The organism is Rugamonas sp. GW822-FHT03B10, from assembly GCF_058801745.1.
This window is the reverse complement of sequence record NZ_JBXANP010000001.1, coordinates 330129-351856: the sequence shown is the minus strand read 5'-3', so window position 1 is coordinate 351856 and position 21728 is coordinate 330129. Positions and strand designations below refer to the sequence as shown.

15 protein-coding genes and 3 tRNA genes are annotated in these 21728 nt (G+C 67.8%); 7 read left to right on the top strand and 11 right to left on the bottom strand.

Annotation, left to right across the window (positions count from 1 at the left end; all coding sequences use genetic code 11):
- Window position 1: 1 nt before the first annotated feature.
- The 4 genes from tuf to AC1RQG_RS01615 all read right to left on the bottom strand — a co-directional run bounded on the left by tuf (window position 2) and on the right by AC1RQG_RS01615 (window position 1610).
- Entirely contained in the window at window positions 2–1192 is a 1191-nt protein-coding gene (gene tuf, locus AC1RQG_RS01630; protein ID WP_493127642.1) for an elongation factor Tu, read from the bottom strand.
- A 100-nt stretch (window positions 1193–1292) separates the two neighbouring features.
- A tRNA-Thr gene (locus tag AC1RQG_RS01625) sits at window positions 1293–1367 on the bottom strand.
- 36 nt (window positions 1368–1403) lie between these two features.
- Window positions 1404–1477: transfer RNA gene (locus tag AC1RQG_RS01620), tRNA-Gly, on the bottom strand.
- A gap of 48 nt (window positions 1478–1525) precedes the next feature.
- A tRNA-Tyr gene (locus AC1RQG_RS01615) sits at window positions 1526–1610 on the bottom strand.
- A gap of 198 nt (window positions 1611–1808) precedes the next feature.
- Here AC1RQG_RS01615 and AC1RQG_RS01610 point away from each other — a divergent pair.
- Window positions 1809–5084: a bifunctional diguanylate cyclase/phosphodiesterase gene (locus AC1RQG_RS01610; protein WP_493127640.1), complete on the top strand. Its 3276-nt coding sequence runs from the start codon at window positions 1809–1811 to the stop codon at window positions 5082–5084.
- A 35-nt stretch (window positions 5085–5119) separates the two neighbouring features.
- On the opposite strand, the gene AC1RQG_RS01605 is transcribed toward AC1RQG_RS01610, so the two are convergent.
- The 3 genes from AC1RQG_RS01605 to AC1RQG_RS01595 form a co-directional block, all read right to left on the bottom strand.
- Window positions 5120–6658 (bottom strand): HDOD domain-containing protein, encoded by a 1539-nt coding sequence (locus AC1RQG_RS01605; protein ID WP_493127638.1) that lies wholly within the window; start codon window positions 6656–6658, stop codon window positions 5120–5122.
- Between the two features lie 52 nt (window positions 6659–6710).
- The gene (locus AC1RQG_RS01600; RefSeq protein ID WP_493127636.1) at window positions 6711–8363 is read right to left on the bottom strand and encodes a response regulator; all 1653 of its coding nucleotides are present in this window, start codon (window positions 8361–8363) and stop codon (window positions 6711–6713) included.
- Between the two features lie 172 nt (window positions 8364–8535).
- The gene (locus tag AC1RQG_RS01595) at window positions 8536–10119 is read right to left on the bottom strand and encodes a DUF3369 domain-containing protein (RefSeq protein WP_493127634.1); all 1584 of its coding nucleotides are present in this window, start codon (window positions 10117–10119) and stop codon (window positions 8536–8538) included.
- A 299-nt stretch (window positions 10120–10418) separates the two neighbouring features.
- On the opposite strand from AC1RQG_RS01595, the gene AC1RQG_RS01590 reads away from it, so the two are divergent.
- Window positions 10419–10913: a chemotaxis protein CheW gene (locus AC1RQG_RS01590; RefSeq protein ID WP_493127632.1), complete on the top strand. Its 495-nt coding sequence runs from the start codon at window positions 10419–10421 to the stop codon at window positions 10911–10913.
- A 29-nt stretch (window positions 10914–10942) separates the two neighbouring features.
- Here AC1RQG_RS01590 and AC1RQG_RS01585 read toward each other — a convergent pair whose 3' ends face one another.
- Complete coding sequence (locus AC1RQG_RS01585) at window positions 10943–11947, bottom strand: J domain-containing protein (RefSeq protein WP_493127630.1); 1005 nt, start codon at window positions 11945–11947, stop codon at window positions 10943–10945.
- A gap of 134 nt (window positions 11948–12081) precedes the next feature.
- Window positions 12082–13233, bottom strand: coding sequence for a class I SAM-dependent methyltransferase (locus tag AC1RQG_RS01580; RefSeq protein ID WP_493127628.1), 1152 nt, complete (start codon window positions 13231–13233; stop codon window positions 12082–12084).
- 88 nt (window positions 13234–13321) lie between these two features.
- On the opposite strand from AC1RQG_RS01580, the gene AC1RQG_RS01575 reads away from it, so the two are divergent.
- From AC1RQG_RS01575 to AC1RQG_RS01555, 5 genes are all read left to right on the top strand, one after another.
- Window positions 13322–14110, top strand: a complete 789-nt coding sequence (locus AC1RQG_RS01575; protein WP_493127626.1) for an SDR family oxidoreductase — start codon at window positions 13322–13324, stop codon at window positions 14108–14110.
- Between the two features lie 71 nt (window positions 14111–14181).
- A complete protein-coding gene (locus AC1RQG_RS01570) occupies window positions 14182–14580 on the top strand; it encodes a dihydroneopterin aldolase (RefSeq protein ID WP_182151429.1) in 399 nt (132 codons plus the stop codon).
- Entirely contained in the window at window positions 14577–15497 is a 921-nt protein-coding gene (gene ttcA / locus AC1RQG_RS01565; RefSeq protein WP_493127623.1) for a tRNA 2-thiocytidine(32) synthetase TtcA, read from the top strand. Before AC1RQG_RS01570 ends, ttcA begins: the two co-directional genes overlap by 4 nt.
- 47 nt (window positions 15498–15544) lie before the next feature.
- Window positions 15545–15802, top strand: a complete 258-nt coding sequence (locus AC1RQG_RS01560) for a CopG family ribbon-helix-helix protein (protein ID WP_493127621.1) — start codon at window positions 15545–15547, stop codon at window positions 15800–15802.
- On the top strand, window positions 15792–16073 hold the full coding sequence (locus tag AC1RQG_RS01555; RefSeq protein ID WP_493127619.1) for a type II toxin-antitoxin system RelE/ParE family toxin: 282 nt from the start codon (window positions 15792–15794) through the stop codon (window positions 16071–16073). The genes AC1RQG_RS01560 and AC1RQG_RS01555 overlap by 11 nt, the downstream gene beginning before the upstream one ends.
- A 39-nt stretch (window positions 16074–16112) precedes the next feature.
- Here AC1RQG_RS01555 and AC1RQG_RS01550 read toward each other — a convergent pair whose 3' ends face one another.
- The gene (locus tag AC1RQG_RS01550; RefSeq protein ID WP_493127617.1) at window positions 16113–17879 is read right to left on the bottom strand and encodes a M14 family metallopeptidase; all 1767 of its coding nucleotides are present in this window, start codon (window positions 17877–17879) and stop codon (window positions 16113–16115) included.
- 248 nt (window positions 17880–18127) lie between these two features.
- On the bottom strand, window positions 18128–21691 hold the full coding sequence (locus AC1RQG_RS01545; protein WP_493127615.1) for an indolepyruvate ferredoxin oxidoreductase family protein: 3564 nt from the start codon (window positions 21689–21691) through the stop codon (window positions 18128–18130).
- Between the last annotated feature and the right edge of the window lie 37 nt (window positions 21692–21728).

The window sequence follows — 21728 nt, the reverse complement described above, 5'->3', positions numbered from 1 at the left end:
CTTAGGCGATGATTTTTGCAACCACGCCGGCGCCGACGGTACGGCCGCCTTCGCGGATTGCGAAGCGCAGACCTTCTTCCATCGCGATCGGGTTGATCAGCTTGACGGTGATCGACACGTTGTCGCCTGGCATGACCATTTCTTTATCGGCTGGCAGCTCGATCGAACCGGTCACGTCCGTGGTACGGAAGTAGAACTGAGGACGGTAGTTGTTGAAGAACGGGGTGTGACGGCCACCTTCGTCTTTCGACAGCACATAGATCTCGCCGGTGAAGTGGTTGTGCGGCTTGATCGAACCTGGCTTGGCCAGAACCTGGCCACGCTCCACGTCTTCACGCTTGGTGCCGCGCAGCAGCAGACCGACGTTGTCGCCGGCTTGACCCTGGTCCAGCAGCTTGCGGAACATTTCCACGCCGGTGCAGGTGGTTTTCACGGTGTCTTTGATGCCGACGATTTCGATCTCTTCGCCGACCTTGATCACGCCACGCTCAACACGGCCGGTCACCACGGTGCCGCGACCCGAGATCGAGAACACGTCTTCCACAGGCATCAGGAAGGCGCCGTCCACAGCGCGCTCTGGCGTTGGGATGTAGGAATCCAGCGCGTCGGCCAGTTGCATGATGGCCTGTTCGCCCAGCGGGCCGGTGTCGCCGTCCAGCGCCATACGGGCCGAACCTTTGACGATAGGCAGGTCGTCGCCTGGGAACTCGTACTTCGACAGCAGTTCGCGCACTTCCATTTCCACCAGTTCCAGCAGTTCTGCGTCGTCGACCAGGTCGCACTTGTTCAGGAACACGATGATGTAAGGCACGCCAACCTGACGGGCCAGCAGGATGTGCTCGCGGGTCTGTGGCATTGGGCCGTCGGCGGCCGAGCACACCAGGATCGCGCCGTCCATCTGCGCTGCGCCGGTGATCATGTTTTTGATGTAGTCGGCGTGGCCTGGGCAGTCAACGTGAGCGTAGTGGCGGGTGGCCGTTTCGTACTCGACGTGCGCGGTGTTGATGGTGATGCCGCGTGCTTTTTCTTCAGGAGCAGCGTCGATCTGGTCGTAGGCTTTAGCTTCGCCGCCGAATTTCTTCGACAGTACGGTTGCGATCGCAGCGGTCAGGGTGGTCTTGCCGTGGTCAACGTGACCAATGGTGCCGACGTTGACGTGCGGCTTGGTCCGCTCGAATTTCTCTTTTGCCATTTTAGACTCCTAACGAATTGGTGTGATTGCCAGGGCTCGCGCCCGACTGTCAATGATAGTGCTACTTATACTGCCGTATTGCTACGAATACCGCGAATTCTGGTGCCCTTGACGTGGATTGAACACGTGGCCTCTCCCTTACCAAGGGAGTGCTCTACCACTGAGCTACAAGGGCTTATTGTTGCGACACACCATATATGCCGCGTCATGCTGGAGCGGGTGAAGGGAATCGAACCCTCGTCATAAGCTTGGAAGGCTTCAGCTCTACCATTGAGCTACACCCGCGAGGTTCCGTTCACTTCTTCATTGCCACTCAGTCGTCCTGCAACAACTTGGTGGAGGGGGCTGGATTCGAACCAGCGTACTCATAGAGAACAGATTTACAGTCTGTCGCCTTTAACCACTCGGCCACCCCTCCGCGAGGAACCGCAGAGTATGAAGCAACTTCTTCGACGTGTCAACCGTTTTGGGCAGTTATTTGCTGCTGCAACGATGTTTCGTCTGCTTCGGGGCGAAATTGTATAGGCCCGACTGCGAATGTGCAAGTGTTGTTTTTACGTTTCAATTTTTCTTATACAATCGACCGCTGTACCCCACCTCCTCAGGAGCACCCGCGTTGAATGATCATAGCGGCGGCCGGCAGCGCCGGCCCCCCTGGCGCCACCCGCTGCTGGCGAACCTGGCGCTGGCCGCCCTGTACTTCGCCGTGGGCCGCGCCGGCCTGCTGCTGGCCCAGCCGCCCAGCTACGCCTCGCCCCTGTTCCTGCCCGCCGGCATGGCGCTGGCCGCCTGCGTCAGCGGCGGCTTGCGCCTGCTGCCCGCCATCGGCGCCGGCGCGCTGGCCGTCGACCTGTTCTACCCGGCGCTCAGTCCCGCCGGCATCACCGGCACCGCGCTCACCGGCGCGCTGATGGGGGCGCTGGGCGCGATGCTGCAGGCGCTGCTGGGCAGCCGGCTGTTCCGCCGCCACATCGAGACCAGCCTCGGCTCCGGGCGCGACGTGGGCCGCTTCCTGCTGCTGGCCCCGGTGGTCACCCTGGTCAGCAGCACGGTGACGCTGACCGGCATGGCGCTGGCCGGCATGGAGCAATGGCAGCGCCTGCCGGCCGACTGGCTCACGTGGTGGATAGGCGACACCATCGGCATGCTGCTGGGCGCGCCGCTCGCGTGGATCGCGATCGGCCGTCCGCGCACGCTGTGGTGGCGCCGGCGCGCGCTGGTGGGCCTGCCGCTGCTGCTGGCCATGGGCGCCTTCGTCGCCATCTACCTGCAGGCGGCGCGCTGGGAATCGTCGCAGCAGCTGCAGACGTTCCGGCTCAAGGCGCAGCAGATGGGCGACCTGCTGCAAGCCCAGTTCAGCGAGCACGAACGCTTCATCTTCGCCATGGCCAAGGCCCTCAACGACCCCCAGCGCGTGCTCAGCGCGGAGGACTTCAGCAACCTGGCCAACGGCTACCTCGACCAGCGTCCCGAGCTGCAGTCGCTGGCCTGGCTGCAACCGCTAACGCAGGAACAGCGGCCCGCCTTTGAAGCGTGGGGCCGGCGCCACCTGGACCCCGGCTTCGCCGTGCGCGAAGCCGGGCCCGATGGCCGGCCGCGCCCGGCCGCCGCGCGCGCCCGCTACGTGGCCGCCACCTTCATCGAACCGCCCGCCAGCCGCCACTACCAGGGGCTGGACTTCCTGTCCGATCCGGTGCGGGCCCAGGCCGTGGAACAGGCGCTGCAATCGGGCCAGCCCACGGCCAGCCCGCCGCTGCCGCTGCACCTGGACAGCACGCAGCGCGGCATGTTCCTGCTGCAGACGACCTACGCGGCCAACGACCGCCACCGCGCGCTGGGCATGCTGTTGATCGCCGTCCAGTTGGATGGCTACCTCGACCACGCGCTGCGCCAGGTCGACTTCCCCGACTTCCTGGTGCGCTTCGAGGACACGGACGACAACGGCCCGCTGCGCGTGGTGCGCGACGGCCTGGGCCGCGCCGCCCAGCCCGGCGACTTCCAGCGCCAGCTGCACTTCGGCGGCCGCATCTTCCGCCTCACGCTGGCGCCCACGCCCGGCTACCTGCTGGCCCAGCGCGGCTGGCAGAGCTGGATCGTGCTGACCTGCGGCCTGGTGCTGACCGGCCTGCTGGGCGCGCTGATGCTGTTGATCAGCGGCGAGCGGGCCCGCATCCAGGCCCAGGTCAAGGACAGCACGGCGCGCCTGCGCGAGCGCGAGGCGCGCCTGCAGGCCATCCTCGACAAGGCGGCCGACGCCATCCTCACCATCGGCGACGACGGTTGCCTGATGTCGGCCAACGGCGCCGCCGGCCGCCTGTTCGGCTACCTGCCCGAGCAGATGCCGGGCCTGCCGCTGGCGCGCCTGCTGCCGCCGGACGACGGCGGCCCGGCCGACCAGACGGCGGCCACCGTGCTGCGCCGCATCGCCGCCAGCGACAACCACGCGCACGCGCTGACGGGCGCGCGCAGCGACGGCCAGCGCTTCCCGCTGGCCGTGTCGGTGAGCGAGGTGGAGCTGCCCGACGAGCACCTGTTCGTGGCCATCCTGCACGACCTGACCGAACAGCACCGGGCCCAGGAACGCATCCACCGCCTCGCCCACCACGACCCGCTGACGGGGCTGGCCAACCGGCTGTCGCTGAACCTGCGGCTGGAGCAGTTGCTGGCCCAGACCCGGCGCACGCACGGCACGGCGGCCGTGCTGTTCATCGACCTCGACCACTTCAAGAAGATCAACGACACCCACGGCCACCAGACCGGCGACCTGCTGCTGCAGGCGGTGGCCCAGCGGCTGCAGGAACTGCTGCGCGAGGTGGACACCATCGCCCGCCTCGGCGGCGACGAATTCATCGTCGTCACCTCGGGCAGCGTGACCCCGGACGAGGCCAGCGCCATCGCCGTGCGCATCGTCGCGGCGCTGGGCGCGCCCTACCGGCTGGGCGGCAAGACCGTGCACAGCGGCGCCAGCGTGGGGGTGGCCATGTTCCCCGCCGACGGCGCCGACGCCGGCACCCTGCTGCGCCACGCCGACACGGCCATGTACGCGGCCAAGAACGAGGGCCGCGGCAACTTCCAGTTCTTCTCGGCGGCCATGAACGTGGCCACCCACGAACGGCTGATGCTGGAGAACCGGCTGTGGCTGGCGCTCGAGCAGCACGAGTTCGAGCTCTACCTGCAACCGCAGGTGCGGCTGGCCGACCAGGCCATCATCGGCGCCGAGGCGCTGCTGCGCTGGCACCATCCGGAGCTGGGGCTGGTGGGGCCGGACCGCTTCATCCCCATCGCCGAGGAATCGGGCCTGATCCTGGCGCTGGGCGACTGGGTGCTGCAGCGGGCGGCCACGCTGCTGGCCGGCTGGCGCGGGCGCGGCCTCGGCCATTTGCGGCTGGCCGTCAACCTGTCGGCGCGCCAGTGCCACGGCCCCGGCCTGCTGCCCCAGCTGGACCGGCTGCTGGCCGAGCACGGGATCGAGCCGTCGCTGCTGGAACTGGAGATCACGGAATCGGCCGCCATGCAGGACCCCGAGCGCAGCCGCAAGCTGCTGCGCGAACTGCGCGCGCGCGGCTGCAAGGTGGCCATCGACGACTTCGGCACCGGCTATTCCTCGCTCAGCTACCTGAAGCTGTTCGAGATCGACCGCATCAAGATCGACCGCGGCTTCGTCAAGGACATCGAGACCGATCCGAACGACGCCGTGATCGTGGCGGCCACCATCGCGCTGGCCCATTCGCTGGGGCTGAGCGTGGTGGCCGAGGGGGTGGAGACGGCGGCCCAGCGCGACTTCCTGCGCGCCAAGCAGTGCGAGGAGGGGCAGGGCTATCTGTTCGCGCGCCCGATGCCGGCCGCGCAGTTCGAGGCGCTGCTGGCCGCGCCGGTGGCACAGGCGGGCTGAATCGGCGGCTCAGCGCGCCGGTGCCACGGGCGCGCTCAGCCCGGCGTGAGCGCCACCAGCACCTGGCCCTTGAGGGCGCGGATCAGGGAAGCCTCGTCCGGCGGCACGCCCTCGGGCGCGGGCTGGACCCGGTCCGCGTAGAACAGGCCCAGCGGCGTGCCCTGCACCACCAGCGGCAGCACGATGAAGCTGCGCGCGTCGGGCAGCAGGGCCCGGTGCCAGGCCGGCAGCAGGTCGCGGATCTTGGGCGCGCTGGCGTCGGCGATCATCAGGTCGGCGTCGTTCTCCATGGCCAGGTGGAACAGGCCGCCGTCGGACGGCAGCGGGAACACGAAGCCGGCCTGGCGCGCCGCGTGCTGCTCGCCCAGGGCGATGCGGGCCCGGTACTGGCCGCTGCGCACGTCCTTGAGCACCACGGTGGCGAAGCGGAAGCCCATGCTGCGGTACAGCGTCTCGAGCACGGCCTGGATCACCTCGTTGGCCTTGCTGTGCGCCGTGGCGCGGATCTGCGTCACCTCCTGCACCCCGGCCAGCAACAGCTCGCGCGCGTTGAACGGCTTGCCGCTCGGGTGCACGCCCTCCTGTTCGCGGCCGCCGCCGTTCATGGTGGCCAGCAGCAGCACGTCGGGCAGGCCGTCGGCCGTGGCCTCCTCCACCTCGGTCTGCGGCCCCAGCTGCATGCTGTCGAGCAGGGCCGCCATGTCGCGCCGCACGGTGGCGAACACTTGCTGCAGCTTGTCCTGGTCCAGGTTCAGGGCCGCGCCGTAGCGCTGCTCGAGGGCCACGCCATCCGGGTCCGCCGGGCCCTGCTTGCGCGCCAGCAGGCGCGCCGCGTCGATGCTGAACGAGACCACCTGGCGCACCCATTCCTGGCGGTTCAGGGCCGGCTTCTGCTTGCCCGGCGGCAGCGCGCTGAGGGCGCGCACGATCACGTCCGGGATCTTCCATTCATGCAGGATGGCGGCCGACAGGGTGTCGTAGGTGCTGCCCAGGATCATCTGCGAGGCCTGGGCCTGGGTGTGCTTGCCGCCGGCCATCAGGGCCGCGATCTCGCGGAAGCGCTCATGCTCCTGCGAGGCGATCACGAGCGGGCCGATGTTCTTGAACAGGGCCCCGATCGACGCCTCCTCGGCGCCCTGGTAGGCCGACAGCCGGGCCATCTCGCGTCCCACCAGGCTGGCGCACAGGGCCGCCTCCAGCTCGACCCGCACGGCCTGCGCGTGCTTGCTGTTGGCCAGCGTGTCGACCAGCAGCATGGCCAGCGCCGTGGTCTTGACGTTGTCGAAGCCGAGCAGGGAAATGGCGCGCGAAATGGTGGTGACGGGCGTGCCGCCGGCCGTGCGGTAGGCCGGCGTGTTGGCCAGGCGCAGGATCTTCTGGGTCAGCGCCACGTCCGACAGCACGTAGTAGGCCAGGCTGTGGGTGCCCTGGTCGTCCGAATCGACCAGCTGCACCACGCGCGCCACCGAGGCGCCCAGCGCGAACATGCCCTCGTCGCCGCATAACTTTTTCAGCAACAGGCCACGCACCGGACGGGGTTCGCCGGCGGCGCTGCGCAAGGGTGCCTGTTCCATAGGGGTTCCGAATGTGTCTCAGCAATAACAATCATTGTAGCGCCGCCCACGGTCAGAGCAGCGCCAGTTTCGTCGTGTCGTTCCAGCGCGCGGCCCGGATGTTGTATTTCCTCAAAATCTGCTGGTGCAGGGCGGCCAGCGCGTTGAGCTTGGCGTTGAGCGGGTCGAGCCGGCGCACGCCGGCGATCAGGTTGAGCGCGTGCTGGCCGAGGCGGTCGTCCCAGCCCGTGTGCTCGAGGCACTTGAGCACGGCCACGGCCGCGTTGAACACCACCTGCGGGTTGTCGGGCAGCTTGGCCACCGCCTCCAGCATCAGTTCCACCGCGCCCCGGTAATCGCCATGCTTGGCCAGCGCCGCGCCATGCGCCACCATGTCGCCCACCTCCTGCCGGCTCTCCCGCGCCAGCCGTTCGGCCAGCGCGCCGTGGCCGGCCTCGGTCAGCATGGCGCCGGCCTTGTCGACGCCGGCCGGGCCGGGCGCGTTGCGCATCACTTCGCGCACCAGCTCGGCGCCCTGGCGCGCGCGGCCGTGGGCCAGGCAGGCGCGCGCCAGTTCCAGCTTGAGGTCGGGCGACAGGTTCTGGGCGATGCGGCAGCCGGCCAGCGCCTGGTCCAGCGCACGCTGCAGCCGCATGTCGTTGCCGGTGTAGTCGTGCAGCATGACGGCCGCGATGGCGCCGCAGGCGACGCCGTTGCGCTGGCCCGTCATGGCCTTGTCCAGGTCGCGGATCACGGTGGCGGCCTGCACCGGGTCGCCCTGGCGCAGCAGCACCTGCACCAGCCGCGTGTGGTCCTGCGGGTCGCGGAATTCGGAATAGCGCGACTGGTCGACCACCTGGCGCCAGGCGCGCCCGGCGGTGTCGAGGTCGCCGGCCGCGAACGCCACCTCGCCCAGCCGGCGCCAGCGGCGCAGCGCGTGCGGCGACAAGGCCACCGCCTCGGCCAGCACGGCCTGCGAGCGCGGCAGGCCGTCCTGCGCCTCGTGCGCGCGGGCCAGCCAGTCGTAGGCGTCGAGGAAGCGCGGATAGCGGGCCAGCAATTGCTCCAGCATGGCTTGCGCCTCCGCGTAGCGCCCGCGCAGGAACAGGGTCTTGGCCTGGCCCAGCCTGGCCCAGCCCAGGCCACGGCTTTCATACAGGGCGCGGTAGAGGCCCTCGGCCACGGCCGCCTCGCCCAGCTCCAGGTGCAGCTCGGCCCGCAGGCGGTCGAAATCGACGGCGTAGCGCGGCTGGCTTTCGGCCCCGGCCACGCAGGCGGCGATGGCGCCCGCCTGGTCGCCCATGTCGATCAGGGCGTGGATGGGCAGGAACACGGCGCGCTTGTCGAGCGCGCGCGCGATGCGTTCGAGGATGGCGTCGGCCGCGAACGGCTTGAGGATGTAGTCGGCCGGCGCCAGCTCGGCCGCGCTGACCACCTTGCCCATCCGGCCCTCGCCCGTCACCATGAAGAACAGGGTGGCCGGATGCATGAGCCGGTGGTGGCGCAGGTCCTCCAGCATCTGCTGGCCGTCCTGGCCCGCGTCGAGGTCGTACTCGCACAGGATCAGATCGTAGGGTTTGAGCGCCATCTGGCGGATCGCCTGGCTGGCGTTGGCCGCGTCGGTGATGCGCGACAGGCCGCACTGGCCGAGCATGCCATGCAGGCTGGCGCGCATGCCCTGGTGCGGCTCGATGATCAGCGCACTCAGGCCTTGTAAATCTTTCATGGTTCAACGGTTCCGCGATCGGGCGGCGCCATGGTCGGGCCGGCCCTCGGCCCCAGTATATACGGCACGGCCAGGGCGGCCCCGATTTTGGTGGTTTTCTGTGAGATTTGAACCACAGCGCGGCCGCGCCGTGGTTAAGCCCGATGCCGCCGCCCGGGCGGCACCGGCGCGCTCAGTCCGGCGTGTGGCCGATGGTGGGGTCGCTGTGGATCAGGTCGACGAGGGCCGCCACCACTTCCGGGTCGAACTGCTTGCCGGCCCGCTCCGTGATGTAGCTCATCACTTCCGTGTGCGGCCACGGTTCCTTGTACGGGCGCTCGTGCAGCAGCGAGTCGAACACGTCGACCACGGCCACGATCCGGGCCGAGATGGGGATGGCGCGCCCGGCCAGACCGTTCGGATAACCCTGGCCGTCGTAATGCTCGTGGTGGGCGCCGGCGATCTCGGCGCCATAGGTCAGGTAGCTGACGCCGTCGACCATGTTGGCGGCCCGTTCCAGGATGGTGCGGCCCACCTCCGCGTGGCTGCGCATCTGGGCCCGCTCCTCGGGCGTGTGCAGGCCCGGCTTGAGCAGGATGTGGTCGGGCGTGGCCACCTTGCCCACGTCGTGCAGGATGCTGGCCAGGCCGATCATGTCGAGCAGTTGCTGGGTCAGCTCGTCGAGGTAGACGCCGCGCTCCTTGAGCCGCAGCGCGAGCGCGCTCGACAGTTGCTGCACGCGCCGCACATGGCCGCCGGTGCCGCTGTCGCGGAACTCGGCCAGGTCGGCCAGCGCCACCACGGTGGCCTCCTGGGCCTTGCGCAGCTGGCCGAACATGTACAGGTTGTCGAACGCGGCCGCGATGCGCTGGCAGAACACCTCCAGCAGGTCGCGCTGGATCTGGGCCAGCGGCCACGGCGGCGTGACGGAGATGGCCACCTCGCGGTTCTCCTGGGTGTGGATGAACAGCACGTTGGCCGGATGCTCGAACTGGCTTTTCTTTTCCGCGAAGGCCTTGGCGATGGTCGGCCACAGCGGATGGCTGGCCGGCATCAGCTCGGTGTCGTTCAAGGCCGCGTAGCCGCCCGTGGCGGCCACCACCGTCGTCACGCCGGTGTCGCCCTGCATCAGGCACAGCACGCCGTCCGAGCCGACGTCGAGGATGGCCGACACCTGGTTCAGCACGCCGGACGCGAATTCGCGCAGCGAGTGGATCTGGTACAGGTTGGTGGCGCCGGCCAGGATCTTGCCCAGCCCGATGCGGCTGCGCTCGAGCATGTTCAGGCTCTCGTAGGCGCGCAGCGCCGAGATCACGGTGGTGAACAGCTTCTGCGTGGTGAGCTCGGTCTTGGCCTTGTAGTCGTTGATGTCGTATTCGATGATCACGCGCTGCTCGGGCGCCTGGCCCGGCTGGCCGGTGCGCAGCACCACGCGCACGATGCTGTTGTGCAGTTCCTCGCGGATGCGGCGCGCCAGGATCAGGCCGGCGTCGTCGGTCTCCATCACCACGTCGAGCAGCACCAGCGCGATGTCGGGCGTGTCGCGCAGGATGTTGAACGCCTCGCGGCCGCTGTAGGCCGAATACAGTTCCAGTTCGCGGCCCTTGAAGCTGACGTTGCGCAGGGCCAGGCGCGTGACGGCGTGGACGTCGACGTCGTCATCGACGATCAGCACACGCCATAGCCGCTGGTCGGGCGCGCCCGGGCTGGCCGACGCGGCCTCGTCCTCGTCCTCGTCGATCAGCCAGTTCTCGTCCGCAGCGTTGGAATCGGTCATACAGTCTCCTCATGGGGCGCTTGCCGCCCGGCAGGCGGTCTCGGTGCCGCGTTGATCCTAGCATAATCAGATTCCCACAAGGTGACAACCCCTTGCGGACCGAACGCCGGCGGGGGCCGGCCAACCGCGAAAACAGGGCCCGCCGCGCTCGTATTCCGGCACCGACTCTGCTACTCTTGCACGGCGGCGTCACCAGTTGGACGGGCCGCGGCGACCAAGCAAGACCAACCCGGCGGCGCAAGCCGGCCGGCATCCGGTCCGCAGCGCGCGGACCGCCCCACGACGCAAAGGACCCTAGCATGCAAGAACCCGCATCGGCCACCCTGTCCGGCAACGACATCGCCGGGCGCGAATTCCTCGCCTTCACCCTCGGCTCGGAGGAATACGGCATCGACATCCTGAAGGTGCAGGAGATCCGCGGCTACGAAGCCGTGACCCGCATCGCCAACGCGCCCGAATTCATCAAGGGCGTGATCAACCTGCGCGGCATCATCATCCCGGTGGTCGACATGCGCATCAAGTTCCGGCTCGGCGAACCGGTGTACGACCAGTTCACGGTCGTCATCATCCTCAACATCGGCGGGCGGGTGGTGGGCATGGTGGTCGATTCGGTGTCGGACGTGACCACGCTCACGCCCGACCAGGTCAAGCCGGCGCCCGAGATGGGCACCGCCTTCAGCAGCGACTACATGATCGGCCTCGGCACGATCGACGAGCGCATGCTGATCCTGGTCGACATCGACAAACTGATGTCGAGCCCGGAGATGGGCCTGAGCGACGCGCCCAGCGCCTGAGGCCCGAGGCCCGGCGCCGGGCGCGGCGCTCAGTTGCTGGCCGTGGTGGTGGGAGTGGGCGGCGGGCAGCCGGCGCCGAGGTCGATGTTCTGGTAGCGGATCTCGTATTTGCCGCTCAACAGCTTATCGACCATCATCTTGTCGTGCGCCTGCACGAACACATAGCGCACGTTGGCGTGGCGGTCCATGTCGTACACCTTGATGAAGGCGGCCGACGCGCTGGCGCTGTTGTCGAGCAGCAGTTGCATGTCGTCGCCCTTGGCGGCCACGGGGAAGCCGTCCACGTAGCCCGACTGGGCCGGCCACGGTTCCCCGTTGGGCGCGCTGGTGGCGGGCGTGGCGCCTTGGCAGTCGGCCAGCGTGCCGGGCAGCACGATCTGGGACAGGGCCAGCACCTTGATGGCGGCCGGGCGCGCGCTGGCCGCCTCGGTCTGGTAGGGGTGGGCCACGGCCCAGCTGTCGGGGGCGCCCTCGTTGCGCGCGTCGGCCCGGCCTTCCTGCCGCGCGGACTGCTTGCCGGTCGCGCGCGCCGCGCCGCTGTCGTCGGCGCCGTCGGACTTGTCGCCCCACGCCGAGGCCAGCATGGTGGCCAGCAGCTGGGGCGTGCCCACCATGCTCACCCCGGCCGCCCAGCCCAGGCCCAGGCTCAGGGCCAGGCCGGTCCACAGGCGCCAGTTGCGGCGCCGGCGCGGCTGGCGCGGCTCCTCGTCCTCCGTGCCCCAGGCCTGCTGGGGCGCATCGTGGCGCGGCCGGCCGTGGCCGTCGCGGTTGTCCTCGTGGCGCGTGCTCTCGAGCCACTCGATCTCCCATTCCTCGGCCGCGATCCACTCGTCGTGCTCCTTGCGGCGCTGGGGGTCGGACAGGGTGCCGTAGGCGCTGTTGAGGATGGCCATGATGCGCGCGGCCTTCTCATCGCCGGGGTTCTTGTCCGGATGATATTTCTGGCTCAGGGCCTTGTAGGCGGCACGTATGACTTCCTGTGGCGCCATGCGCGACACTTTCAGGTTGTCATAGTGAGTGTGTATCTTTCCCATCGTTCCGTTCAGTTTTCAACCAGCGCGCCGCGACGGGTGTTCACGCTGAATCAGTCATCATAGCCGAGTTTTGACGTGAAATCGCATGGAATTCAAGGAGAAAGTGACGGCTGTTCTAGCGATGGCCACACCGGTCACAGGCGGTGGCAGCGGTCGTGGGCCAGGATGGCGGCCGGCAATTGCACGCCGTGCCCCACCACCAGCACCTTGAACAACTCGCCCATTTCGGCCGGCGACACCAGCTTTTGCAGCGCGTTGGCCTGCGGCAGGTAGCGGCGCGCGTCGGCCGGATCGGTGCGCAGCAGCAGTTCGCCGATGCCGGCCCCGATCAGGAAACCGGCCTGGTTCATATAGCACAGCACGTCGGCGCCGCCATCCTGGGCCGCCAGCGCCATGGCCGTGAAGTCCACGTGGGCCGTGATGTCCTGCAGGCCGGGATAGTAGAACGGGTCCGGGTGGGCGTGGTGGCGGTAATGGCACATCAGCGTGCCGGCCTCGCGCTGGCCCAGGTAGTATTCATGGGCCGGGAAGCCATAGTCGAGCAGGATGGCCGCGCCGCCCCGGCCGCGCGCCAGCATGGCCGCCAGCGAGGCCATGAAGCCGCAGGCCGCGCCATGCACCTCCGTCGTGTAGCCGTCGGGCAGCTCGTCCGGGTGCGCGATCTGGCGCGCCACCTGGGCCGCCAGCGCCGCGTCGGGCGCCGCCTCCACATAGGTGAAGCGGCCCTCCTCCACCGTCACCTGCAGTTCGCGCCAGCCGGCCGGCGTCTTGCGCACCAGCTGCACCGGCATGGCGTCGAGCACCTCGTTGGCCAGCACCACCCCGTCCCACGCCTCGGGCAAGGTGTCGAGCCACTCGACCTGGGGGAAGTCGCGCAGCGTCTCGCGCTGGCGCGCCCGCAGTTCGCCCGACAGGTCGACGATGGCGTAACGGTCCACCGTCACGCCGGCGGCGGCCAGTTCCGTCAGCACGTCATGGGCCAGCTTGCCCGTGCCGGCGCCGAATTCGAGGATCCGCGGCGCGCTTTGGGCGATAATAGCGGCTGCCACTTGCGCCAGCGCGGCCCCGAACAGGGGCGAGAGCTCGGGCGCCGTTGTAAAATCGCCATCCTTCCCCAGCTTGGCGGCGCCGCCGCTGTAGTAGCCCAGGTCGGGCGCGTACAGGGCCAGCTCCATGTAGCGGGCGAAGGAAATGGCGCCGGCGTGCCGTTCGATGTCGGCGGCGATCCGGTGCTGCAGGGCGTGCGACGCGGCCAGCGCGTCGGAGGTAGGTACGGGTAGGGACATTCCCGCATTGTAGCGAATCGGCGCGCGCGGGCGCCAGTCGGCCATGTTTGGGTTGGCCTTATTTTTCCAGCGATCCATTGACGAACACATGACAAGCTCACAGCATCCCTCCCCTTCCGCCACGGCGCCGGTGGCGCTCGTGACCGGCGCCGGCCGGCGCATCGGCCGCGTGATCGCGCTGGCGCTGGCGCGGGCCGGCTGGGACGTGGCCGTCCATTACCGCGCCTCCGATGGACCGGCGCGCGACGTGGTGGCCGCCATCGAGGCGCTGGGCCGGCGCGCCGTGGCGCTGGACGCCGACCTGGCCGACGAGGCGGCCGTGCGCCAGCTGGTGCCGCGCGCCGTGGCGGCGCTGGGCGCGCTCGGCTGCGTGGTCAACAACGCCTCGCTGTTCGACTACGACAGCGCGACCGACTTCACGGTGGCCCGCATGGAGGCCCACATGCGCGCCAACCTGGCCGCGCCCATCCTGCTGGCGCAGGCGCTGCACGCGGCCACGCCGGACGGGGGCCAGGGCGTCGTGATCAACCTGCTGGACCAGAAACTGTACAATCTCAACCCCGACTTCCTGTCCTACACCCTGTCCAAGGCCGCGTTGCAGACGGCCACCACCATGCTAGCCCAGCAACTGGCGCCCAGGCTGCGGGTGGTGGGCGTGGCGCCCGGCATCACCATGGTGTCGGGCGAGCAGACCGAGGCCGGTTTTGTCCAGGCCCACCGGCAAACGCCACTGGGCCGTTCCAGCACACCGGACGACGTCGCCGCCGCCGTCGTCTACGCGGCCGGAGCCCGGGCCGTGACCGGCACCACGCTGCTGGTTGACGGCGGCCAGCACCTGATGCCGCTGGCGCGCGACGTGATGTTCCTGGCCCAGTAGCGTCACCGTCCGCACCAGTCGCTACATATTATTTATATCGTTTATTCCGTATTTCCGAAAGAAGGTAAACCATGTTGTCCGCTCTATCCCACCCGCGCCTGACCGATTGCCGGCGCCTGTTCCTGCGCAATTACGAAGTGCTGATCAACATCGGCGTGCACGACTTCGAGAAGAAGGGCGAACAGCGCGTGCTGATCAACGTCGACCTGTACATTCCGCTGGCCCTGTCCACGCCCACCCACGACCAGCTCGAAGAAGTGGTCGATTACGACTTCATGCGCGAAACCATCGCGCGCCGCATGGCGCAAGGCCATGTGCACCTGCAGGAGAGCCTGTGCGACGACGTGGTGCGCGCCATGCTGGCCCACCCGCGCGTGCGCGCCGCGCGCGTGTCGACCATGAAGCCGGACGTCTATCCCGATTGCGAGGGCGTGGGCGTGGAAGTGTTCCAGATCAAGGACAACGTATGAGCGCCGTGCTGAACGAAGCCGTCCAGGGCGGCAAATCGGCCGAGAAGATCGCGCTGGAGAACAACAAGCTGCACAAGCGGCTGTGCCGGCTGGTGGGCCAGGCCATCGGCGACTTCAACATGATCGAGGATGGCGACAAGGTGATGGTGTGCCTGTCCGGCGGCAAGGACAGCTACGCCCTGCTCGACATCCTGATGACGCTGCGCGAGCGGGCCCCGATCCACTTCGACATCGTGGCCGTCAACCTGGACCAGAAGCAGCCGAACTTCCCGGCCGAGGTGCTGCCGGCCTACCTGACGGAACTGGGCGTCGCCTTCCACATCGAGAACCAGGACACCTACAGCATCGTCAAGCGCCTGATCCCGGAGGGCAAGACCACCTGCTCGCTGTGCTCGCGGCTGCGGCGCGGCATCCTGTACCGCGTGGCCGACGAGCTGGGCGCCACCAAGATCGCGCTCGGCCACCACCGCGACGACATCCTGGAGACCTTCTTCCTCAACATGTTCTTCGGCGGCAAGCTCAAGGGTATGCCGGCCAAGCTGGTGTCGGACGACGGCAAGCACGTGGTGATCCGCCCCATGGCCTACGTGAAGGAGGCCGACACCACGCGCTACGCCGAGGTCAAGGGCTTCCCCATCATCCCGTGCGACCTGTGCGGCTCGCAGGAGAACCTGCAGCGCAAGCAGATCAAGGCCATGCTGCGCGAGTGGGAGAAGAAGCATCCAGGCCGGGTCGAGAACATCTACTCGTCGCTGTCGACCGTGGTGCCGTCGCACCTGATGGACCACGCGCTGTACGACTTCGTCAACGTCAAGGCCGACGGCGTGCCCAACCCGCTGGGCGACATCGCGTTCGACGAGGAACCGTGCGCGACGCCGACCACGATGCCGGGCACGATACCGCTGCAGTCGACCTGAGCGCCATCAAGCCGTGACGCCTCACGCTGGGTACGGTGAGGCGTACAATGGATATCCAATTGGAGGCGGCTATGGGCTTACCGAACGACAAACAATTGCCTGATCAACTGGAACAAGACCTCGCGGAACTGGCTGCGCTGACCGGCCAATCCGAGAGCGAAATCCGGCGTACGGCACTGCGCGACTATCTCGCATGGCGACTGCCGGAAATCCGGGACCTTCGGATTGCGGTCGCCCAAGCGGATCGCGGGGAATTTGCGACGGAAGAGGAAGTTCGGGAAGTGTTTGCCCGATATGGCGCTTAAACTCGGGCTTCATTGGACGCCGCGCGCACTTTCCGACTTCATCAGGATAGTTGAGTACATCAGGTCGGCCAATCCGCTGGCGGCTATCCAATTTGCCGCCAGTGTCCAGCATCAAGTCGAATTACTCCGCCAATTTCCCCAATTGGGCAAAGAATCGCTCCCTGGCGTACGCCAACTCGTTGTGCACGCCAACTACCTGCTTCGCTATCGGGTCCAGCAATCGAACATTGTTGTGCTTCAGTTGCGCCACGTCGCCCGCAAGCCAGCGTGACGCGGCATGTGCGGGGCGGGCGACACCAAGCATGCCTGCTTACAGCTTGCGATCCGTGCGCAGCACGGGATACAGGTTGTAGCGCTCGTCCCATGAAGGATGGCGACGGGCGAAAAATTCCAGCCGCGCCTCCGGGCTGGCCGCGAAGGCTGGGTCGCTGGCCAGCTTGTCGCGGAACGCGGCCGCCAGCGCCGGATCGGCCGCCATCTGTTCGCGCGCCACGTCCTCCGCCACATACGCTTCCATGTATTCCTTGCGCTCGAAGGCGTTGTTGAACAAACCCCAGGCCAGCAGCGAATCGACGTTGCGCGGTTCGAGCAGCGCCATCAGCAGGCGCGCCCTGGGCTGGGCGATGGGCACGAACAGCGCGCCCTTGGCCAGGCTGCGCGTCTCGTCGCGCCATTCACCGTCCACCTTGAGCGACTGGCGTCCTTCGAACGATTGCGCGCCCAGCGTGGCGCGCTCGGCGCGGAACGCCTGCACCGGCGCGTTCTCCAGCGCCGCGCCCAGCACCTGGTAGGCGATGCCGTGCAGGCGCAGCTTGGCCGCCACCATCGCGGCCTGCGCCGCCGGCACCAGATAGCCGCCGCGCGGCGCGGCCACCAGCACGTCGGGCACGATCTCGTCGCGCAGCGGCACGCTCCACGTTTGCGGCCGGCCCTCATCGTAACGCGTCATCAGGGCGCCGGACACGTCGGACCGGGTGCGCGTGTAGGCATAGCCGGGGAAGTCGATGGTCTTGCTGTTGTAGGTGGTGCGGTAGCCCTGCGGCACCTCGGCGCCGGCCAGCAAGGCGCCGCGCGCGTCGGCTTCATGGGCCGTGCGCAGCCAGTCCTTGCCGTGCGCGGCCACCTGCTCCAGCAGCGACACCACGGTGTTGCGCGTCACCCGCACTCGGGTCGGGTAATCCTTCCACGAATGGGTTTCGACCAGCATGGCCATGCGGTTGCGCAGCATGAAGTAGCCGGTCGAATAGCGCGGCGTGGCCATTTCGTCGATGAAACCGGAGGCCGGATCGTCCGTCACGGCGAACGACATGTAGTACGGCTTGGGATCGGAACCCTGGCGCTTGAGGTCCGCGATCACGCCGTCGCGCAGCGCCGTGCCGGCCGCGCGCAGCGGGCCATCGCCGCCATGCACGGGTTCCACCTGGATCGACACGTCGGGCTGGAACTTGGCGCCATCGGTCACGTGCAGGTCGACGTAGGCCAGCGGATCCCACTGGTTGACCAGCGCCAGCATGGCCTGCATCTCGGGTGCCTCGGCCTTCATGTAATCGCGGTTCAGGTTGTAGTTCTGCGCCGTGGTGCGCCAGCCCATGGCCACCGGGCCGCGCTGGTTAGGGCGGTTCCACTGGCCGAAGCGCTCATGGCCGTCGACGTTGAACACGGGGACGAACAACAACACCTGCTTATCGAGCGCGCCGGACGCCGCCTTGTTCTCCAGCGCCTCGCGCAGCGCCAGGAAGCCGGCGTCCTTGCCGTCGATTTCACCGGCGTGGATGCCGCCCTGCACCAGCAGCACGGGCAGACCGCGCCGCTGCGCCTGCGCCGGCGTCAGCGCGCCCGTGCGCGAGGCGGCCAGCGCCAGCATAGGCCGTCCTTCCGGGGTGCGGCCGTATTCGAAGCAACGCACGGCCTTGGGGTAAGCGTGCTGGAAGCGCGTGCACAGCGCCACCACTTCATCGTAGCGGCCCGTGCTCTGGAAGGCGGAGCGTTCGGCGACAGTGATCAGGTCATCGGATGGGGCGGCGTGGGCCAGTGGGGCGGCAGCGGCGAGGGCGAACAGCAGGACGTTACGTAGCATGGACGGGCTTTCTGCAAGGTTGGGGAAGGCCGCGCGCGCGGCGGATAAGCCACGCGCGTTGGTGCCAAAATTATAATCGGCATGGCCGTCGCGCGCAGGAGCCAGCCATGGCCGCCGGCGGGGAGCCAGCGCGCAGCTCTGCCGACTCAGGCGGCACCACAGGCGCAGCGAAAAAAAACCGGCAAGTTCGCACTTGCCGGTCGTAAGGACTACTACTACTTCTGGAGACGACTACTTACCGCCGCCCGTCAGGCCGCGTGGTGCGCTGCGCCGGCCGGGGCGTGGAAGGCGGCCACCAGCGCCGCCTCCTTCTGCTTGGCGGCCTTGAAGTGGCGCTCCTTCACGTGGCCGTAGCCGCGGATGTCCTCGGGGATGCTGGCGATGGCCACGGCTTGCGCCAAGTTGTCCGCCGTCAGCTTGGGTAGCAGGGCCGACACGGTCCGGCGATATTCACCGATCAGCGCGCGCTCCATCTTGCGCTCTGCCGTGTAGCCGAAGATGTCGAGCGCCGTGCCGCGCAAGCCTTTGAGCTTGGCCAGCACACCAAACGCCTTCATCATCCACGGGCCGAACTCCTGCTTGATCAGCTGACCCTTGGCATCGTGCTTGGCGAACAGCGGCGGTGCGAGGTGGAACTTGAGCTTGATGTCGCCGTCGAACATGCCGGCGATCTTCTGCTGGAACGCGCCGTCCGTGTACAGGCGGGCCACTTCATACTCGTCCTTGTAGGCCATCACCTTGTACAGGTAGCGCGCCACTGCTTCGGTCAGGCGCGTGCCCTTGCCCAGCTTGGCCTCCTGCGCCCGCACTTCATCGACGAACGATTTGTACTCGAACGCATAGCGCGCGTCCTGGTAAGCCGTCAGCAGTTCGACGCGGCGGCTGACGATGTCGTCCAGCGACTGCGTGCGCTTGAACTCGATCACCTTGGCCGGCGTGGTCAAACGCAGCACGGACGGCAGATCGTGCGCGGCCGTACGGCCCCACGCGAACGCGGCCTTGTTGAAACTGACGGACACGCCATTGAGCTCGATCGCCTTCAGTATCGACGCTTCCGACAGCGGCACATGGCCCTTCTGGAACGCGTAGCCGAGCATGAACATATTGGTGGCGATGGAGTCGCCCATCAGCGCGGTGGCGATCTGGCCGGCGTCCACGAAGTCGGTGTGGTCGGCGCCGCAGGCCTTGACGATCTCGCCGCGCGAGGACGCGTCCGGGAACTGCCAGTCCGGATTCTTGACGAAGGCGGCCGTCGACGAGCCGGTCGAGTTGATGGCCGCGTAGGTGCGGCCCTCGCCCATGCGCGACAAGGCGTCGCGGCTGGCCGTGACGATCAGGTCGCAGCCGATCACGAGGTCGGCGCTGCCCGTGCCCACGCGGGTCGAGTGCAGGTCGGCCTGGTGGTCGGCCAGCCGTACGTGCGACATGACGGGGCCGCCCTTCTGGGCCAGGCCGCTCATGTCGAGCACGATGGCGCCCTTGCCTTCCACGTGGGCGGCCATGGCCAGGATCTGGCCCACCGTCACCACGCCGGTGCCGCCGATGCCGGTGATCAGGATGCCGTACGGCTCGGCCGTGCCGGGCAGTACGGGCGATGGCAGCGCCGGCATGGCGGCATCACCGGCGGCGGCCTTCTTCGGCTTTTTCAAGGCGCCGCCTTCCACCGTCACGAAGCTGGGGCAGAAGCCCGTCACGCACGAGAAGTCCTTGTTGCACGACGACTGGTTGATCTGGCGCTTGCGGCCCAGGTCCGTCTCCAGCGGTTCCACCGACAGGCAGTTCGACTGCACCGAGCAGTCGCCGCAGCCTTCGCACACGGCCTCGTTGATGACGGCGCGCTTGGCCGGGTCCGGGTACTCGTTGCGCTTCCGGCGACGGCGCTTCTCGGACGCGCAAGTCTGGTCGTAAATCATGGCCGACACGCCCGGCTTGTCGCGCAGTTCGCGCTGCACGTCCATCAGTTCGCTGCGGTGGCGCACGGTCACGCCTTCGGCCCACTTGTAGTCGGCCGGGTATTTCTCTGGTTCGTCGGTGACGACGATGATGGGGCCCACGCCTTCGGCCGCGATCTGGCGCGAGATCATGCCGGGGTCCAGCGGGCCGTCGAATTCCTGACCGCCCGTCATGGCCACGGCATCGTTGAACAGGATCTTGTAGGTGATGTTGACCTTGGCCGCCACGGCGGCGCGGATGGCCAGCAGGCCGGAGTGGAAGTAGGTGCCGTCGCCGAGGTTGGTGAACACGTGCTTCTCGTTGGTGAACGGCGCCTGGCCGACCCAGGTCACGCCTTCCGCGCCCATGTGGGTGAAGGTCGACGTTTCGCGGTCCATCCACAGCACCATGTAGTGGCAGCCGATGCCGGCCAGCGCGCGCGAGCCTTCGGGCACCTTGGTCGAGGTGTTGTGCGGGCAGCCGGAGCAGAAGTACGGCGTGCGGTCGGTCTCGGGATTGGGCTTGACGGACACCGACTTGAGCACCAGTTCCTTCGCTTCCAGGAAGGCGATGCGCTCCTTGACGCGCTGCTCGACCGGGTGGCCGGCGCAGTAGTGCGAAATGCGGCTGGCGATGGCGCGCGCGATCTGGGCCGGGTTCAGCTCATAGGTGGCCGGCAGCAGCCAGTCGCCGTGGCCGGTGTGGCCCTTGTTGCTCCATTCGCCGGTGTCGTCGAACTTGCCGACCACGCGCGGACGCTGGCCGTCGGGCAGGTTGTACAGCTCTTCCTTGAGCGCGTATTCGAGGATCTGGCGCTTTTCCTCCACCACCAGGATCTCGTCCAGGCCCTTGGCGAACGCGTGCACGCCGTCCGCCTCCAGCGGCCAGGTCATGCCGATCTTGTACAGGCGCAGGCCGATGTCGGCCGCCGCCTGCTCGTCGATGCCGAGGTCGGCCAGCGCCTGGCGCGTGTCCAGGTAGGACTTGCCGGCCGTGATGATGCCGATCTTGGGGTTGGGGCTGTCCCAGATGATCTTGTTGAGCTTGTTGGCGCGCGCATAGGCCAGGGCCGCGTACCACTTGTAGCTGTTCATCCGCACTTCCATGTCGAGCACGGTGTCGGGCCAGCGGATGTTGAGGCCACCTGCCGGCAGGTCGAAGTCGTCCGGGATCACGGTCTGGACGCGGTCCGGGTCGAAATCGACCACGGCGCCCGACTCGATGATGTCGGTCACGCACTTCATCGACACCCACAGGCCCGTGTAGCGGCTCATGGCCCAGGCGTGCAGGCCGTAGTCGATGTATTCCTGCACCGACGACGGGTACAGCACGGGGATGCCGCAGGCGTTGAGGATGTGGTCGGACTGGTGGGCGGTGGACGAGGACTTGGCCGCGTGGTCGTCGCCGGCCAGCACCAGCACGCCGCCGTGTTTGGCGCTACCGGCATTATTCGCGTGCTTGAACACGTCGCCGCAGCGGTCCACGCCGGGGCCCTTGCCGTACCACATGGCGAACACGCCGTCGTACTTGGCATCCTTGAACAGATTGGTCTGCTGCGTGCCCCAGACGGCCGTGGCGGCCAGGTCTTCGTTCATGCCGGGGTGGAACTTGACGTGGTGCTCGTCCAGGTATTTCTTGGCCTTCATGGCCGTCATGTCGACGCTGGTGACGGGCGAGCCGCGGTAGCCGGTGATGTAGCCGGCCGTGTTCAGACCGGCCTTGAGGTCGCGCTCGCGCTGCATCATGGGCAGGCGGATCAAGGCTTGCGTGCCCGTCATGAAGGCGCGGCCGCGTTCCAGGGTCCACTTGTCGTCGAGGGAAATAGGCGCGTCCGAGTGGACGGCCGGCTCCAGTTGCGAGCCCTTGTGAGGTGCATTCATTACTTTGTCTCCAATATTCTCATTGCGGTGCACCGCC